Origin of the sequence: Aeromonas sp. 75A (assembly GCF_051919425.1) — a bacterium.
Lineage (GTDB): Bacteria > Pseudomonadota > Gammaproteobacteria > Enterobacterales > Aeromonadaceae > Aeromonas > Aeromonas veronii.
The window spans coordinates 3,770,326-3,784,523 of the sequence record NZ_JBQBES010000002.1; the positions used below are offsets into that span (position 1 = coordinate 3,770,326).

At 63.3% G+C, this 14,198-nt stretch carries 17 protein-coding genes and 1 pseudogene; 13 read left to right on the forward strand and 5 right to left on the reverse strand.

The window, feature by feature from the left end; genetic code table 11:
* Nucleotides 1-345 precede the first annotated feature (345 nt).
* Entirely contained in the window at nt 346-468 is a 123-nt protein-coding gene (locus ACTG2T_RS17565) for a hypothetical protein (RefSeq protein ID WP_330125539.1), read from the forward strand.
* Nucleotides 458-1,474 carry a 23S rRNA pseudouridine(2604) synthase RluF gene (rluF, locus tag ACTG2T_RS17570; RefSeq protein ID WP_330125540.1) on the forward strand — a complete coding sequence of 339 codons (1,017 nt, stop codon included), beginning with the start codon at nt 458-460 and terminating at the stop codon, nt 1,472-1,474. Before ACTG2T_RS17565 ends, rluF begins: the two co-directional genes overlap by 11 nt.
* 67 nt (nt 1,475-1,541) lie before the next feature.
* On the opposite strand, the gene ACTG2T_RS17575 is transcribed toward rluF, so the two are convergent.
* Nucleotides 1,542-2,804, reverse strand: coding sequence for a cyanate transporter (locus ACTG2T_RS17575; RefSeq protein WP_330125541.1), 1,263 nt, complete (start codon nt 2,802-2,804; stop codon nt 1,542-1,544).
* Nucleotides 2,805-2,980: 176 nt separating this feature from the next.
* Between ACTG2T_RS17575 and ACTG2T_RS17580 the strand changes: the two genes are divergently transcribed.
* Nucleotides 2,981-3,823, forward strand: a complete 843-nt coding sequence (locus ACTG2T_RS17580) for a LysR family transcriptional regulator (RefSeq protein WP_330125542.1) — start codon at nt 2,981-2,983, stop codon at nt 3,821-3,823.
* Nucleotides 3,824-3,890: 67 nt separating this feature from the next.
* Here ACTG2T_RS17580 and rsmS read toward each other — a convergent pair whose 3' ends face one another.
* The 3 genes and pseudogenes from rsmS to ACTG2T_RS17595 all read right to left on the reverse strand — a co-directional run.
* Complete coding sequence (rsmS, locus tag ACTG2T_RS17585) at nt 3,891-4,046, reverse strand: pleiotropic regulatory protein RsmS (RefSeq protein ID WP_330125543.1); 156 nt, start codon at nt 4,044-4,046, stop codon at nt 3,891-3,893.
* Nucleotides 4,047-4,141: 95 nt separating this feature from the next.
* On the reverse strand, nt 4,142-4,390 hold the full coding sequence (locus ACTG2T_RS17590) for an acyl-CoA thioesterase (protein WP_439973825.1): 249 nt from the start codon (nt 4,388-4,390) through the stop codon (nt 4,142-4,144).
* Nucleotides 4,391-4,530: pseudogene (locus tag ACTG2T_RS17595) on the reverse strand (hypothetical protein); the annotation flags it as partial.
* A 216-nt stretch (nt 4,531-4,746) separates the two neighbouring features.
* On the opposite strand from ACTG2T_RS17595, the gene ACTG2T_RS17600 reads away from it, so the two are divergent.
* Both ACTG2T_RS17600 and ACTG2T_RS17605 read left to right on the forward strand, forming a co-directional pair.
* Nucleotides 4,747-5,385, forward strand: a complete 639-nt coding sequence (locus tag ACTG2T_RS17600) for a tellurite resistance TerB family protein (RefSeq protein WP_042656069.1) — start codon at nt 4,747-4,749, stop codon at nt 5,383-5,385.
* Between the two features lie 153 nt (nt 5,386-5,538).
* On the forward strand, nt 5,539-5,997 hold the full coding sequence (locus ACTG2T_RS17605) for a GNAT family N-acetyltransferase (protein ID WP_330125544.1): 459 nt from the start codon (nt 5,539-5,541) through the stop codon (nt 5,995-5,997).
* 93 nt (nt 5,998-6,090) lie between these two features.
* Here ACTG2T_RS17605 and ACTG2T_RS17610 read toward each other — a convergent pair whose 3' ends face one another.
* Nucleotides 6,091-7,506, reverse strand: a complete 1,416-nt coding sequence (locus ACTG2T_RS17610) for an aminotransferase-like domain-containing protein (protein ID WP_330125545.1) — start codon at nt 7,504-7,506, stop codon at nt 6,091-6,093.
* A 122-nt stretch (nt 7,507-7,628) separates the two neighbouring features.
* Here ACTG2T_RS17610 and ACTG2T_RS17615 point away from each other — a divergent pair, with 122 nt between their 5' ends.
* From ACTG2T_RS17615 to ACTG2T_RS17650, 8 genes are all read left to right on the forward strand, one after another.
* Entirely contained in the window at nt 7,629-9,200 is a 1,572-nt protein-coding gene (locus ACTG2T_RS17615; protein ID WP_279496536.1) for a cytochrome ubiquinol oxidase subunit I, read from the forward strand.
* Complete coding sequence (gene cydB / locus ACTG2T_RS17620) at nt 9,200-10,339, forward strand: cytochrome d ubiquinol oxidase subunit II (protein WP_330125546.1); 1,140 nt, start codon at nt 9,200-9,202, stop codon at nt 10,337-10,339. The genes ACTG2T_RS17615 and cydB overlap by 1 nt, the downstream gene beginning before the upstream one ends.
* Before the next feature lie 16 nt (nt 10,340-10,355).
* Nucleotides 10,356-10,466, forward strand: coding sequence for a cytochrome bd-I oxidase subunit CydX (gene cydX / locus ACTG2T_RS17625; RefSeq protein WP_005337572.1), 111 nt, complete (start codon nt 10,356-10,358; stop codon nt 10,464-10,466).
* A 131-nt stretch (nt 10,467-10,597) separates the two neighbouring features.
* The gene (locus ACTG2T_RS17630; RefSeq protein ID WP_330125547.1) at nt 10,598-11,557 is read left to right on the forward strand and encodes an MBL fold metallo-hydrolase; all 960 of its coding nucleotides are present in this window, start codon (nt 10,598-10,600) and stop codon (nt 11,555-11,557) included.
* Entirely contained in the window at nt 11,550-11,882 is a 333-nt protein-coding gene (locus ACTG2T_RS17635) for a hypothetical protein (RefSeq protein ID WP_330125548.1), read from the forward strand. The genes ACTG2T_RS17630 and ACTG2T_RS17635 overlap by 8 nt, the downstream gene beginning before the upstream one ends.
* Nucleotides 11,870-12,727 carry a DUF692 domain-containing protein gene (locus tag ACTG2T_RS17640; protein ID WP_330125549.1) on the forward strand — a complete coding sequence of 286 codons (858 nt, stop codon included), beginning with the start codon at nt 11,870-11,872 and terminating at the stop codon, nt 12,725-12,727. The genes ACTG2T_RS17635 and ACTG2T_RS17640 overlap by 13 nt, the downstream gene beginning before the upstream one ends.
* On the forward strand, nt 12,720-13,514 hold the full coding sequence (locus ACTG2T_RS17645) for an HvfC/BufC family peptide modification chaperone (protein ID WP_330125550.1): 795 nt from the start codon (nt 12,720-12,722) through the stop codon (nt 13,512-13,514). The genes ACTG2T_RS17640 and ACTG2T_RS17645 overlap by 8 nt, the downstream gene beginning before the upstream one ends.
* Nucleotides 13,511-14,119: an HvfX family Cu-binding RiPP maturation protein gene (locus tag ACTG2T_RS17650; RefSeq protein ID WP_005337566.1), complete on the forward strand. Its 609-nt coding sequence runs from the start codon at nt 13,511-13,513 to the stop codon at nt 14,117-14,119. Before ACTG2T_RS17645 ends, ACTG2T_RS17650 begins: the two co-directional genes overlap by 4 nt.
* Nucleotides 14,120-14,198: the final 79 nt, after the last annotated feature.

Consider the following 14,198-nt stretch of genomic DNA (forward strand, 5'->3'; position numbering starts at 1 on the left):
GGCGCAATCCTTGGCGATAGAGGTGAAGCCGCATCTGGGCGGGCGAGTTCGGCGCAGCACATTGGGCGCTGCCAACCGGCTTAAAGCCTAATGGAAACAAGGTGATATGTATAGTTGATGGCATTCGGCCGCGCTGGCTGTGGGCGCTGGATCCCGCTGTTGGCATCAGGCTGGCCGTTCGAAGGCTGCATCGCGGGCCATCTGGCGGCGTGAACTTGTCCGCGGATGCCTGCTTGGGCGCTGCGACCTTGCAACTATCTGCCCCTGAAAGAGGGCAATTATGCTACTGTAGCGGCGTTTTTTGATGGATAAGCTGGCATTGGCCTTTTTTGAAGATGGAATGGTATGCAGAACTTTGACGTAGTGAATTGGCTGATGCAGCAGACAGCCTCCCCGGCGCAGCCGGAACAGGCGATGGCACAACCGGGCGCGGCCCAGAACCTGTGGCAGGTGCACTATGCTGGCTAACGAATCCATGCGCCTGAACAAATACATCAGCGAGAGCGGTATCTGCTCGCGCCGCGAGGCCGACCGCTTTATCGAGCAGGGCCACGTCTTTATCAACGGCAAGCGCGCCGGGATTGGCGATCAGGTGCAGGTTGGCGATCTGGTCAAGGTGAACGGTCAGGTGATCGAGCCGCGCGAGGCGGACAGTCTGGTGCTGATCGCTCTCAACAAGCCGGTGGGCATCGTCAGTACCACAGAGGCGGGCGAGAAGGACAACATCGTCGATTTCGTCAACCACAGCACCCGGGTCTTCCCCATCGGGCGGCTCGACAAGGATTCGCAGGGGCTGATTTTCCTCACCAACCACGGCGATCTGGTCAACAAGATCCTGCGGGCGGGCAACGATCACGAGAAAGAGTATCTGGTGACCGTCGACAAGCCGGTGACCGACGAGTTTGTGCGCGGCATGGCGGCCGGGGTGCCGATCCTCGGTACTGTGACCAAGAAGTGCAAGGTGAAGAAAGAGGCTCCGTTCGTCTTTCGCATCACGCTAGTGCAGGGGCTGAATCGCCAGATCCGCCGCATGTGCGAGCACTTCGGTTTTGAAGTGACCAAGCTGGAGCGCATCCGCATCATGAACGTCAGCCTCAAGGGGCTGCCGGTGGGCGAGTGGCGCGATCTCACCGACGACGAGCTGATCGATCTGTTCAAGCTGATTGAGGACTCCTCCTCCGAGGTGAAACCGGCCAAAGGCGACAAACCCAAGGCGGCCAAGGCCCCTGCGGTGCAAGCCGCCAAACCGGGGCAGGGCAAGAAGCCGCGCCGCGATGATGATCACGAGATTGGCGGGCGTCCCAATGTACCGGGCCCGGAAGCCTTCGAGAAGAAGCTGCCGGTGGGTAAGGGTGGCGCGGGCAAAGGTGCTGCCAACAAGGGCGGAGCTGGCAAAGGGGCACCCAAGGGTGGCAAACCGGCCGCTGGCAAGCCGCGCACCGCTAACACCGGACGGCAGAAAAAAGGGCGCTGAGTTGCCCCCCTGAGTGGCGTCAGCTTACCTTGTCATCTCCAATACGGTTATCCCCAACACACCGGCCTCAGGCCGGTGTGTTGTTTTGGGCCGCAGAGCTGGTTGGGAGAGGTGCCGAAAGGGGTGGCTCGCTGGCGGTCGGTAACCCCATGACGCGGGGATAGTGGCGTGGGTCGAGGCGCAGCACCAGCAGGCTCATCAGCAGCAAGCCCCCCAGTTGCCACTGCCAGGCGGCCGCAAAGTCGCCCATATAGTGATAGAGCCGTGCCGCCACCCAGGGGCCGGTGGCCGCCAGCATAAAGCCGAAGCCCTGCATCAGGGCGCTCAGGGTGCCGGCGCGGCGCGGGTCTGGCAGGTGATCGAGCGCAATCACCATGATCAGCGAAAAACTGCCGCCCAGACCGGCGCCGCACAGCATGCACCAGAGAATGGGGGCACTGGCTGGCGCCAGCCAGAGGCCGCCGAATCCCGCCAGCTGCATGGCGATGGCAAGGCCCATCCACGGCCGCCGATCCATCTTGCGTGCTGCCAGCAGCGGCAGGCCGAGGCCGCTGGCGGTCTGCGCCAGCGCCAGCCAGGCGACCAGCTCGCCCGCCTGCGCGGCGCTCCACCCCTGCGCCATATAGGCGGGGGCCAGCCAGGCCACTACGATGCCGTAGCCACTGTTGATGATGCCAAAGCAGACGATCAGCAACCAGCTGCGGGGCAGGGTGATCAGCCGCTGCTCGCCGTGGGGAATGGCTGCAGCCGTGGCCCGTGGCAGACGCACTTTCCACCCCAGCCAGATGAGGGCCAGCAGCACCGGCAGGCTCCAGAGCGCCAGTGCCCGCGACCAGTCGAGGCTGGCCGCCAGCCTTGGGGTAAGGCTGGCCCCCAGCGCCCCGCCCCCCATCATGCAGGCGGAGAAGATCCCCATCACCAGCGGCACTTTGTGGGCGAAGGCCTGCTTGATAAGGGCCGGTAGCACCCCCTGCACCAGTGCCGACCCCAATCCACAAAGCGCCGCGCTGGCGATCAGCAGGGCGCCGCTTTGGGCATCGAAGCGCATGGCGCTGCCAATGCCGAGCAGCAGCAGGGCCAGCCCCAGCAGGGTGGTGGCACTGGCAAGGCTGCACAGGCGCGGGGTGAGCAGCACGCCAATCCCGATGAGCCAGAGCGGCAACAGGGTAAGCCAGGCGAGGGTGTCCATCCCCAGCGACAGGGTGCGGCCAATCTCGCCGCTCAGCGGGCCGATGGCGGTAAGAAAGGGGCGCAGGTTCAGGCCAATCAGGATCACCAGCACCAGCAGGGCCGTCTGGCCTGCGGGATGATCCGCATTTCGTTGATTCATCGGGTGCTGTTTCCGGTTCTGGGAGAAACAGGGAGCATTCGGGACGCGGAGTCATCGGGGCTGAACATGGCAGATCACCGTCAAAGGAGGCAAAAACGCCAGCCTAGCGGGCTCGAAAGTCATTTTGAAATTAAATGATAGAATGGAGTTCAGTGGTTTTGTAAATGGAGTACCCCATGCTGGATCCCCTGTTACTGCGCAGTTTTGTCGCCATTATCGACACCGGCAGCTTTACCCGCGCCGGTGAACGGGTCCATCTGACCCAATCCACCATCAGCCAGCAGATCCGCCGCCTTGAGCAGCAGGTTGGCTGCCCGCTGCTGGACCGCTCCGGTCGGCAGGTGGTGGCGACGGCGGAGGGGGAAAAATTGCTGGGGCTGGCCCGCCGCATTCTGGCGCTGCTGGCGCAGGCCGAGGAGCAGGTGAGCGAGGGGTGCATATCGCTCAGCCTCGGGGTGCCGGAGGATTTCGCCGTCGGTGCCATCACCCCAGTGCTGGCCGCCTTTGCCCGCGACTACCCCGAGGTGCGGCTGGAGGTGGAGAGCGGCCTGAGCCACGAGATCTGGCAGCGCTTCGAGGCGGGGGAGCTGGATCTGGCGCTGGTCAAGCAGACGCGGGGGCAGGGGGCGCCCCTTGCCAGTTGGCGCGAACCGCTGGTATGGGTCGACAGTCGCGACTGGCCCGCACGGGAACGGGATCCGCTGCCGCTGGTGGTGTTCCCGAGCGAAGGGCTCTATCGGCGGCAGATGACAGAGGCGCTCGATGGCCTCGGTCGGCGTTGGCGTATCGCCTATGTCAGCGCCAGCCTTGCCAGTTTGCAGGGGGCGGTGAGCGCGGGGATCGGGGTGAGCTTGCTGCCCAAACGGCTGATGCCCGCCGATCAGCTGGCCCTGACCCAGTGGCCCAAGGTGGCGCCGGTGGAGCTGGCGCTGCATGCCAGGGGAAGCGGGAGCGAGCCGCTTAGCCGCTTGAGCGCGGCCCTGATCGCCCTCTGTGACGAGGTGATGGGGCCGCAGTGAGTGGCAAAAACTACTGTGGGGAAAAACTGACGTCGGCAAGATAAGGCGGAAAAAGTGCGGGGAGGGATCAGTGATCCTTCCCCTCCGTCAGCTTGCGCTCGTAGTCATTTTTTACGATGGCCAGCGCCGCCAGCACCAGCTCGGGGGCCAGCTCATTGGTTTCCAGCAGTTCAATCAGATCCACCGCGAGTTTCACCTCGGGCGGGGCAGTTTCCAGTGACATGGGCAGGGTTCCGGTTGCGGGAAGAGGGGGGATTATACAGGGGCGCCGCCGTTGGCCGAAAGCGCCCGCTATATCGGGCAGGGGAATCACCAAGGTCAGAGGTGTTGGCGCATCTCCTTGTCGATCTCCTCGCGCAGGGCGATCAGCTTTTTGGCGTACTGCTGCAACTGCAGATCGCTCTCGCTTACTGGCTGCCACTGGGGTACCGGGGTCGGTTTGCCCTGCTCATCCATCGCCACAAAGATGATGATGCAGTGGGTGGTCTTGTGGCGCTCGGTGTCGGTGGGGTGGCGGCTGTAGACATCCACCGCCAGGTGCATGCTGGTGGTGCCGGTGTGGATCACCTGAGCGTGCACCTCCACCAGCTGGCCAATCTGGATGGGGCGCAAAAAGCGGATCCCCCCACATAGACGGTCACCGCATAGCCGCCGCACCAGCCGGCGGCGCAGGCATAGCCCGCCTGATCGATCCACTTCATCACCATGCCGCCGTGGACCTTGCCGCCGAAATTGACGTCGGAGGGTTCGGCCAGAAATTGCAGGGTCAGTTCGCGATTTGGCACAGTTACATCCTTATTGCCTGAAGGGTTTCCCTGAGCTTTGCCCCATCGGCCTGCCCGGTCAAGGGTTCATCCCCGATTCAGGGGGGCGGGGTCACTATCTGGCTCTATCGACGGGAACATAGCCGCAGGAGTGACACCATGAAACAGATGCTGGAACAGTTGCTGGGGGCTGGCAAAGGCTGGCTCAACGAAGGCGGAGACAAGCGCAAGGGGCAGATGCAGGGGGCGCTGGCCGGTGGCGCGCTCGGTCTGTTGCTGGGCAATAAAAAAGTGCGCAAATATGGCGGTAAGGCCGCTGCCGTGGGCGGCGCCGCAGCCCTTGGCGGGCTGGCCTACAAGCTCTATCAGGATTGGCAGGCCCAGCAGGCGGCACCGGCCCAGCCCACCCATCCCATCAGTGGGCTGGAAGGCAATGCGCTGGATGCCCGCGCGGCGCTTTTGGTGCGCGCCATGGTGGCGGCAGCCCGGGCCGATGGCCATATCGACGGGGCCGAGCGCCAGAAGATTCAGGAGTACCTGACCGAACAGGGTCAGAGCGATGTGGCCCGCTGGATTGACGCCGAGCTGGCCCGCCCCCTCGATCCCCACGCGCTGGCGCGGGAAGTGACCGATATGGAGCTGGCCACCGAGGTCTATCTCGCCTCCCTGCTCGCCATCGAGGTGGATCACTTTATGGAGCGAGGCTATCTCGACGAACTGGCGCGCGCCCTCAAGCTCGATGACAACCTCAAAGGGAGCATCGAGCGTCAGGTGGCCCAACTTAACGCCCCCGCCTGATATTCCTCACCGCCATGGATTGCCGATAACGCCCCGCTCAAGGGGCGTTGTTGTTTAGGTTGCTCGTCAAAAGATACGGATGAGCCTATTTGGATTGCGGGACACAGCCCCTAAGATGGCGCAGGACCATCACTTTTTTGCAAGGAGCAACCGTTGGAGATACGCAAGGCAAGCGAACTGGATATCGACGCCATTGTCGAGCTGAACCGGCAGATTGGAGAGCTCCACCATCAGCACTATCCCGAGGTGTTCTGCCCCCCTTCGCCAGAGGAGCGGGCATTTTTGCTGAGCGCCATCGGTGCAGAAGGGCGTCTGTTCTGCGTTGCCGAGCAGGATGGCATGGTGGTGGGCTTTTTGACGGCGCGGATCGACATCAATGAGAGCGTGCCGTTTCTCACCCGTGCGCCGATTTGCCGTATCGGCTCGGTGGTGGTGGATGAGCAGCACCGCTCCCGCGGGATTGGCAAAGCGCTGATCGCCCATTGTGATGAGTGGGCCAAGGCCCGTGATGCTCAGCAAATCCGGCTGGAGGTGATGGCCTTCAACGAGCGTGCCCAAGCGCTCTACGAGGCGCTGGGCTTCAAGGTGCAGTCGCAGATCATGGCCAGATAACCAGTTTCTGATGGCGAGCCAAGGCGCGTCACTCCCCAACTACACAAGCCCGTTACGGGCCTTTGTTCGTTTCGTCAGCGGCTCTTTACCTCGTTACTTTTCACCGAGCTGCGCGGCAATCAGCTCCGCCAGTCGGGTGAGGGCCTGCTCCAGCTGTTCGCTCCAGGGATGGGAGCTGTTGAGGCGCAGGCAGTGGTTGTGTTGTCCCTGACTGGAGAAGAGCGCGCCGGGGGCCACTGAAAAACCGCTGCCCAGAGCCTTGGCGTGCAGGGCTCGGCTGTCGAAATGGGCAGGCAGCGCCAGCCAGAGGAAGTAGCCGCCATCGGGGGAGGAGATCCGCACCTCGTCCGGAAGCAAGCGCTGCAGGGCCGCCCGCATCTGCTGCTGGCGCTGGGCCAGGGTGTGGCGCAGGCGGCGAAAGTGGGCATCGACCCCGCCCTGGCGCAGCATCTCGGCCAGAGCAAGCTGGCTCGGTACATTGGTGGAGAGGGTGGACATCAGTTGCAGCCGTTGCACCCGCTCGGCATGGGGCCCCGCCACCACCCAGCCGACCCGAAAGCCCGGCGCCAGACACTTGGAAAAGGAGCTGCAGAGCAGGCTGTCGCCACGCTGATCCCAGTGGCGGATCGGCTTGGGGCGCTCGCGGCCGAAGTAGACCTCGGCATAGACGTCATCCTCCACCAGCGGCACCCCATGGCTGTTGAGCAGTGCCATCAGCCCCTGTTTGTGTGCATCGGGCATGGTGTGGCCGAGCGGGTGCTGCACATTGCCCATCAGCCAGCACGCCTTGACCGGAATGCGGGTGAGGGCGTCGGCCAGCAGGTCGAGATCGATGCCCACCCCCGGAATGACCGGGATCTCCACCGCCTTGAGTTTCAGCCGCTCGATGGCTTGCAGGGCGCCATAGAAGGTGGGGGACTCCACCACCACCCAGTCACCGGGCTCGGTCAGCACCTGCAGGCTGAGGGAGAGCGCCTCCATGGCGCCGGTGGTGATGATGATCTCCTGCGGATTGACCGCCACTCCGTCGCTGGCGTAGCGCTGGGCGATGGCGCGGCGCAGCGCTTCGTTGCCGGGGGGCAGGTCGGCCACCGTGCTGAAGGGGTCGAGCTTGCGCATGCAACTGGCCAGCGCCCGCCCGAGCTGGGGATGGGGGAATAGGGTCGGGTCTGCTACCGACATGCCAAGGGGCACCAGATCCCGCGATTTGCTCGCCTGCAACACCTCGAACACCAGATCGTTGATATCCACCGAGCCGCTGTAGTGGGTCTGGCTCGGCGTGTGCTGCACGACCTGTGGTGAGGCGGCTTTGACGTAGTAGCCGGACTGGGGGCGGGCGAGGATCCGCCCTTGACTCTCCAGCAGTTGATAGGCCTGCAGCACCGTCATGGGGCTGAGCCCGTGGGTCTTGCAGCTCTGGCGAATGGAGGGGATGCGCTCCCCCGGTTGCCAGATACCATCGTCGATCTGGCTTTGCAGGCGGTCGGCCAACTGCTGGTAAAGAGACATGATCTGGATCAACTGTTATAGGTGTAATTCAATATAACTGCATCTGTTATAGGTGTCATGCTCCGTGATGTACTTGTCACGCACGAAACGTGCAAGGCAAATACAACAAAAGAGAGTGACGCATGATCAATCCGGATGACGTGGTCAGCCTGTCTCGCCTGCAATTTGGCGCCACGGCCCTGTTCCACTTCCTGTTTGTGCCCCTCACGCTGGGGCTGTCCTGGATCCTGGTGATCGCCGAGTCGGCTTATGTGATGACCGGCAAGGTGATCTATCAGGACATCACCCGCTTCTGGGGCAAACTGTTTGGCATCAACTTCGTCATGGGGGTCACCACGGGGATCACCATGGAGTTTCAGTTCGGCACCAACTGGGCTTACTACTCCCACTATGTGGGGGACATCTTCGGTACTCCGCTGGCCATCGAGGGGCTGATGGCCTTCTTCCTCGAATCGACCCTGGTGGGGCTCTTCTTCTTCGGTTGGGACAAGCTCTCCCGCGGCAAGCACCTGCTGGTGACCATGCTGGTGGCGCTCGGCTCCAACCTCTCGGCGCTCTGGATCCTGATCGGCAACGGCTGGATGCAAAACCCGGTGGGGGCCGAGTTCAACCTGCTGACCCAGCGCATGGAGCTGGTGGATATTGCCGCCGTGCTCTTTAACCCGGTGGCGCAGGTGAAGTTCGTTCACACCGTTGCGGCGGGCTATGTTGCGGCCTCCATGTTTGTGATGGGGGTGAGCAGCTGGTATCTGCTGCGCAAGACCGAGGTACAGTTCGCCCTGCGCTCCTTCGCCATCGCCTCCGGTTTCGGGCTGGCGGCCATCCTCTCGGTCATTGTGCTCGGGGATGAGTCGGGCTATCGCACCGGTGAGGTGCAGAAGGTCAAGCTCGCCGCCATCGAGGCGGAGTGGGAGACCGAGCCAGCGCCAGCCTCCTTTACCCTGTTCGGCTTCCCGGATCAGCAGGCGGAAACCACCCACGCCGCCATCAAGATCCCGTATCTGATGGGGATCATCGCCACCCGCTCCATCGACGAGGCGGTGACCGGTCTCAAGGATATCAAGGTGCAAAACGAGGCGCGCATTCGCAGCGGCATGGTGGCGGCCGAGGCCCTCGAGCAGATCCGGCAGGGCGATGACACCCCGGCCAACCGCGCCCGCTTCGAGCAGCACGGCAAGGATCTCGGCTACGGCATGCTGCTCACCCCCTATGCCAGCAATATCGCCAAGGCCGGTGAGGCAGAGATTGCCAAGGCGGTCGATGACTCCATCCCGCCGGTGGCGCCGCTCTTCTGGGGCTTTCGGGTGATGGTGGGGCTTGGCGTCACCATGCTGGGGCTGATGGTAGTGAGCTTTGTTCAGCTCTGCCGCAACCGGCTGCAAGACTCACCGCGCCTGCTCAAGACCCTGCTCTGGAGCATTCCGCTGCCCTGGATTGCCATCGAGGCGGGCTGGCTGGTGGCCGAGCTCGGCCGTCAACCCTGGACCATCAGCGATGTGCTGCCGGTCTCGGCCTCGGTCTCTTTGCTTCAGCCGGGCCAGCTCTGGTTCAGTCTCATCGCCATCTGTTCCATCTACACCCTGTTGCTGGTGGTGGAGCTCTTCCTGCTGCGACATGTGATCCGCAAGGGGCCCGCCATTCTCCATACCGGCCGCTACAGCGGTGAACAACCCGAACTTGCGAGGATCGCCTGATGGATTACGCAACCCTGAAACTCATCTGGTGGGCGCTGGTGCTCTTCATGATGGTCGGTTTTATCGTGATGGATGGCTTCGATCTCGGCATCGCCATGCTGCTGCCGGTGGTGTCGAAAGATGACGACGACCGCCGTCTGGTGATCAACAGCGTGGGGCCGGTGTGGGAGGGTAATCAGGTGTGGCTGATTGCCGGTGCCGGTGCCCTGTTCGCCGCCTGGCCGCTGGTCTATGCCGCCGCCTTCTCAGGGCTTTACATCCCCATGGTGGTGCTGCTGCTTGGGCTCTTTCTGCGTCCGGTCGGCTTTGACTATCGCAGCAAGCTGGCCGATCCGCTGTGGCGCCGCTGGTGGGATCGGGCGCTGGTGGCCGGTGGCCTGATACCGGCGCTCATCCTTGGTGCAGCTATCGGTCTGGTGATGGAGGGGCTGCCGTTTCGCTTCGACACGGCGCTGCGTCTGCACTACGGCGCGTTCGACTTCCACTGGGGCTGGCTGATCTCGGTGCTTGCTACTGCCATCAGCCTGTTGCTGCTGCACGGCGCCGGTTTTCTGCAAGCCAAGGTGACCGGCACCCCTGCACTGCGCGCACGGGGGATCGCCATCCTGCTGGCCCCGCTGGTGAGCCTCTGCTACCTGCTGGCCGGCTGGCATCTGGTGGATCTGCAAGGGTTTCAGCTGACCGGTGTCGGCACACAACCCTTTGACCCGAATGCTGCCATCAGCCCGCTGATGAAGGGGGTGATCCCCCACGCCGGAGGCTGGCTGCGCAACTACTTTGACTATCCGCTGCTGTGGCTGGTGCCGATCATCGGGGCGCTGGCGCCGCTGGTGAGCGGGATTGCCTCCTGGCTGGAGCGGGGCCGGATTGCGCTGCTGGCCAGCGCCATTGCCTGCGCCGCCATGCTCTGCTCGGTGGCCATCGCCCTGTTCCCCTTCGTGCTGCCTTCATCCCTCGATGCGGTCAGCAGCCTGACCTTGTGGGACAGCACCTCCAGCTACAAGACCCTGGCCATCATGTTCGGCCTCGTGCTGGTGCTGATGCCGGTCAACCTGGGCTACACCGGCTGGGTCTATCGGGTGGTGCGCGGCAAGCTCGACCGTGCCCGCATCAAGCGCGACAGCCATCAACTCTACTGACCTCAAGGGATCTGCTATGTGGTACTTCACCTGGATTTTAGGCCTCGGATTCGCCCTGCTGCTGGGCCTGTGCAACCTGCTCTGGCTGGAAGCGCGCTGGCAGGCGGACGAACGGGACGGTAACTGACGGCGGGGCTCGCGCCCCTCCCGATGGCCGTTGGCTGGCGCTCCACTCGTCGCCATCGGCCCCTCTCTCCCCCTCTTTAAACGACACAAACGACACACTTTCAACCGACAACCAACCGACAGGTAATTGTGATGAAACAGAGATTGAAAGCGGTGGCGCTGGTCATCGGGTGCGCGCTCACCGTCGCCCCGGCCTGTGCCGAACCGGTACAACTGACGCCACTGGATAAAACCTTCACCCTGCAGGTGCTCGGCAGTGGTGGCCCCATCTCCGACGACCTGCGTGCCTCCTCCAGCGAGGTGATCTGGTGGAAGGGGAAATCCCGCATCCTGATCGATGCCGGTGGCGGCGTCTACCTGCGCTTCGGCCAGGCGGGGGCCAAGCTCGAAGAGGTCGATTTTATCGGCATCACCCACTTTCACACCGACCATGTGACTGACCTGCCCGCCCTGCTCAAGGGGGCCTACTTCTTCGAGCGCAGCGATCCGCTGGATCTGGCGGGGCCGCAAGCCGGCTCGGCCTTCCCCAGCATGAGCGGCTACTTCGATGCCCTCTTCAACAAGGACAAGGGCGCTTATGCCTACCTGAGCGGCTTCAAGGATGGCACCGATGGCCTCTTCCCCATCACCTTGCACGATGTGCCCTACCAGAGCCCGCAGCCCCACACCGTCTATCAGCAGGATGGGCTGACCATCACCGCCCTCGGCATCCCTCACGGTGACGTGCCCTGTCTGGCCTATCGTATCGAGAGCGCCGAGGGGACCATTGTTATCTCGGCGGATCAGAACGGCAGCAACCCGGCTTTTGTGCCGTTTGCCAATGGGGCCGACATTCTGGTGATGCCGCTCGCCATCCACGAAGGGGCCGACCCTGTCTCCGCCTCGCTCCATGCCAAGCCATCTGTGGTGGCCAAAATTGCCGCCGAGGTGAACCCCAAGCTGCTGGTGCTCAACCACTGGATGGGAGTTGGCCTCAATCACAAGAAAGAGGCGATGGCCATCGTCAAACAGCAGTTCCACGGCCAGATCGTGGCCGCCCGCGATCTCTCCAGCTACCCCGTTTCATCAGTCAAGGAGTCCGCCCATGAGTAACTCAAGCAGCAACAAAACCAACAAACTGACCCTCTCCATCGCCATGACCAGCCTGATTGCCCTGACCCCGGGGCTGGCGCTGGCGGCCACCCCGAGCGATGCGCCGGTGAAAACCGCCCCCAGCGAACAGCACGGCGGCAAGTGCGCGGCGGGCAAGTGCGGCACCGAGAAGCGCTTTGAAAAGCAGGCTCTCGACAGCGATCCGCAGGGGCGGCTGGTGCGCGCCCGCGACGGCAAGTGCGGCGTGGCGGGAGAGGGGATTGATGGCGACAGATCCGGTTCCAACAACGGCAGCAAGATGACGGAGGGGGTATGCGGCCAATAAGCTCCCGCAGTCGGGGGATCGGGCTGCGCCAGGAGCATCTGGATGCGCTCTGCTCCGGCCCCGTCCGCCCCGGTATCGACTTTCTCGAGCTGGCGCCGGAGAACTGGATGGCCATCGGCGGCGCCAGGCGGGCGCAGCTGCATCAGCTGGCCGAGCGTTACCCGATGGTGGCCCACGGCCTCAGCCTCTCCCTCGGCGATTGCCAGCCCCTCAATCGCACCCTGCTCAGCCAGATCCGTACCTTTCTGGATGAGTTCGGTATCGGGATCTACAGCGAGCACCTGAGCTTTTCCCGCGACCAGCAGGGTTATCTTTACGAGCTTTTACCGGTGCCGCGCCAGTGGGAGAACATCCCCTATCTGGCCGAGCGGATCGAGCAGGTGCAGGAGGCGCTGGCCCGCCCGCTGGTGCTGGAAAATATCTCCTACTACCACGGCTATGACCATGAGATGCCGGAGGAGGATTTTCTCGCCGAACTGGTGGCGCGCAGCGGTTGCGAGCTGCTGCTCGATATCAACAACGTCTTTGTGAACAGCCGCAACCACGGTTACTGCCCCAAGCGGATGATCGCCGGGCTGCCGGGCAGTGCGATCCGTTACTTCCATATTGCCGGTCATCTGGAAGAGGCGGATGGCACCTTGCTGGATACCCATGGCAAACCGGTGTGCGAGGAGGTGGTGGCGCTGGCCCGTTATACGGTGCAGACCCATGGCCTGCGCCCCCTGCTGCTGGAGCGGGATCACCATCTGCCACCGCTGGCAGAGCTGGAGGCCGAGCTGGCGCGGGTGCACGGCGCCTGTTGCGAGGCACTCGACCGTCAGGTGCGGGAGGTGCGTTATGGATAGACGGTTATCTCTGATCACTGCGCCCAAAACGGCACCGCAGCGGATGCAGCAGCAGACCGCCTGGCTGGCGAGCCGGGTGCGGCTGCCGCAGGATGGCATCGCCAGCCACTATGCCCGCAGCGTGCGCGCCAATGTGGAGTCGGTGCTGGAGAGCGCTTTTCCGCTCACCCACGCTCACTGGGCGCCGGTGGACAGGTGGCAGCTGGTGGAGGGCTTTGTTATCCAGCACGGCGCCGAGGCCCCGGAGTTTCACCATATCGCCACCGAGTTTGTCCGCTATGTGCAGCATCGCCACGGCGAGGGCTCTCTCAACTGGCCCAGGCAGCGGCTGGCGCTGCTGGAGTACGAGTGGGCCTGCCTCTGTGTCGAGATTGATGAAGGGGTAGTGCCGCAAGTTATGGCGGGGGAGGTGGTGACGGCGGAGAGTTCGTTTGTGCTCAATCCCACCCTGCAACTGCTTGAACTCCCCTTCGCCATTCGTCGCAGCGGCGTGGTGCTGACCCGGCAGGGCAACCACTTCTATGGCCTGTTTCGCAGCCCGGAGCATCAGGTGGTGACCCAGCGGTTGCGCGAATGGGACGTGGCGCTGATCCAGCTGCTGCAACAGCAACCGGGGATCAGCCAAGCCGCGTTCCAGCAACAGGTGCAACAGGTTCGCAGTGATTTTGATCTGAGCGAGTGGGCTCGCCATTTTCACCGGTTGGGTCTGCTTACCCTGCCCGTTGGCGAGCGCCAGCCCGGCACCCCCTTGCCCCCATTTAGCAAACACCAAGGAGAATTCCCATGAACAACACCCTGATCCAGTGGTACGAGCGGGCGGTGGCCCAGTGCAAGCGGCTCGATTTTCTGGCCCTGTTGGCCATTCGTCTCTATCTCATTCCGGTCATCTATGTGGGGGCCCACTCCAAGGTGATGGGCTTTGCCGGCACGGTCGCCTGGTTTGGCGCCCCGGTCTCGGAAGGGGGGCTCAACCTGCCGTTCCCGACCCTGCTCGCCTTTCTGGCGGCGGGCACCGAGGTGCTGGGCTGCATCTGCATCGCCCTTGGCCTCTTTACCCGCATCATGGCCATTCCCACCATCTTCCTGATGAGCGTGGCGAGCGCCATGGTGCACTGGAAGCACGGCTGGGATGCCATCGCCACCGGCAGCATGGAGGCCACTGTGCGCCTCAACGGCTTTATCGAATGGCTGGCGGCGAATTTCCCCGGTCGCTACAACTACATCACCGAGCTCGGGGATCCCGTGATGCTCAACAACGGGATGGAGTTTGCCGCCACCTACTTCGTGATGCTGCTGGTGCTGCTGGTTTACGGCGGGGGCCGTTACGTCAGCCTCGACTACTGGCTCAAGCGGGCGGTGACCGGTAAAGCAGGCGTGCAACAGGCGGCATAAGGCTTGCCCACGGATAACAAAAACCATAACGACAGAGCGTGAAAAACAGCGAGCGGCCGGCGGCCGCTCGCTGTTTTTG

What these genes read in the sequence shown, in the direction of transcription:
- ACTG2T_RS17640 (WP_330125549.1), top strand. Translation starts at nt 11,870, where the DNA reads ATGCGGCCAATAAGCTCCCGCAGTCGGGGGATCGGGCTGCGCCAGGAG.
- ACTG2T_RS17610 (WP_330125545.1), bottom strand. Translation starts at nt 7,506, where the DNA reads ATGTCTCTTTACCAGCAGTTGGCCGACCGCCTGCAAAGCCAGATCGAC.
- ACTG2T_RS17645 (WP_330125550.1), top strand. Translation starts at nt 12,720, where the DNA reads ATGGATAGACGGTTATCTCTGATCACTGCGCCCAAAACGGCACCGCAG.
- rsmS (WP_330125543.1), bottom strand. Translation starts at nt 4,046, where the DNA reads ATGTCACTGGAAACTGCCCCGCCCGAGGTGAAACTCGCGGTGGATCTG.
- rluF (WP_330125540.1), top strand. Translation starts at nt 458, where the DNA reads ATGCTGGCTAACGAATCCATGCGCCTGAACAAATACATCAGCGAGAGC.
- cydB (WP_330125546.1), top strand. Translation starts at nt 9,200, where the DNA reads ATGGATTACGCAACCCTGAAACTCATCTGGTGGGCGCTGGTGCTCTTC.
- ACTG2T_RS17580 (WP_330125542.1), top strand. Translation starts at nt 2,981, where the DNA reads ATGCTGGATCCCCTGTTACTGCGCAGTTTTGTCGCCATTATCGACACC.
- ACTG2T_RS17615 (WP_279496536.1), top strand. Translation starts at nt 7,629, where the DNA reads ATGATCAATCCGGATGACGTGGTCAGCCTGTCTCGCCTGCAATTTGGC.
- ACTG2T_RS17600 (WP_042656069.1), top strand. Translation starts at nt 4,747, where the DNA reads ATGAAACAGATGCTGGAACAGTTGCTGGGGGCTGGCAAAGGCTGGCTC.
- ACTG2T_RS17630 (WP_330125547.1), top strand. Translation starts at nt 10,598, where the DNA reads ATGAAACAGAGATTGAAAGCGGTGGCGCTGGTCATCGGGTGCGCGCTC.
- cydX (WP_005337572.1), top strand. Translation starts at nt 10,356, where the DNA reads ATGTGGTACTTCACCTGGATTTTAGGCCTCGGATTCGCCCTGCTGCTG.
- ACTG2T_RS17650 (WP_005337566.1), top strand. Translation starts at nt 13,511, where the DNA reads ATGAACAACACCCTGATCCAGTGGTACGAGCGGGCGGTGGCCCAGTGC.
- ACTG2T_RS17575 (WP_330125541.1), bottom strand. Translation starts at nt 2,804, where the DNA reads ATGAATCAACGAAATGCGGATCATCCCGCAGGCCAGACGGCCCTGCTG.
- ACTG2T_RS17565 (WP_330125539.1), top strand. Translation starts at nt 346, where the DNA reads ATGCAGAACTTTGACGTAGTGAATTGGCTGATGCAGCAGACAGCCTCC.
- ACTG2T_RS17635 (WP_330125548.1), top strand. Translation starts at nt 11,550, where the DNA reads ATGAGTAACTCAAGCAGCAACAAAACCAACAAACTGACCCTCTCCATC.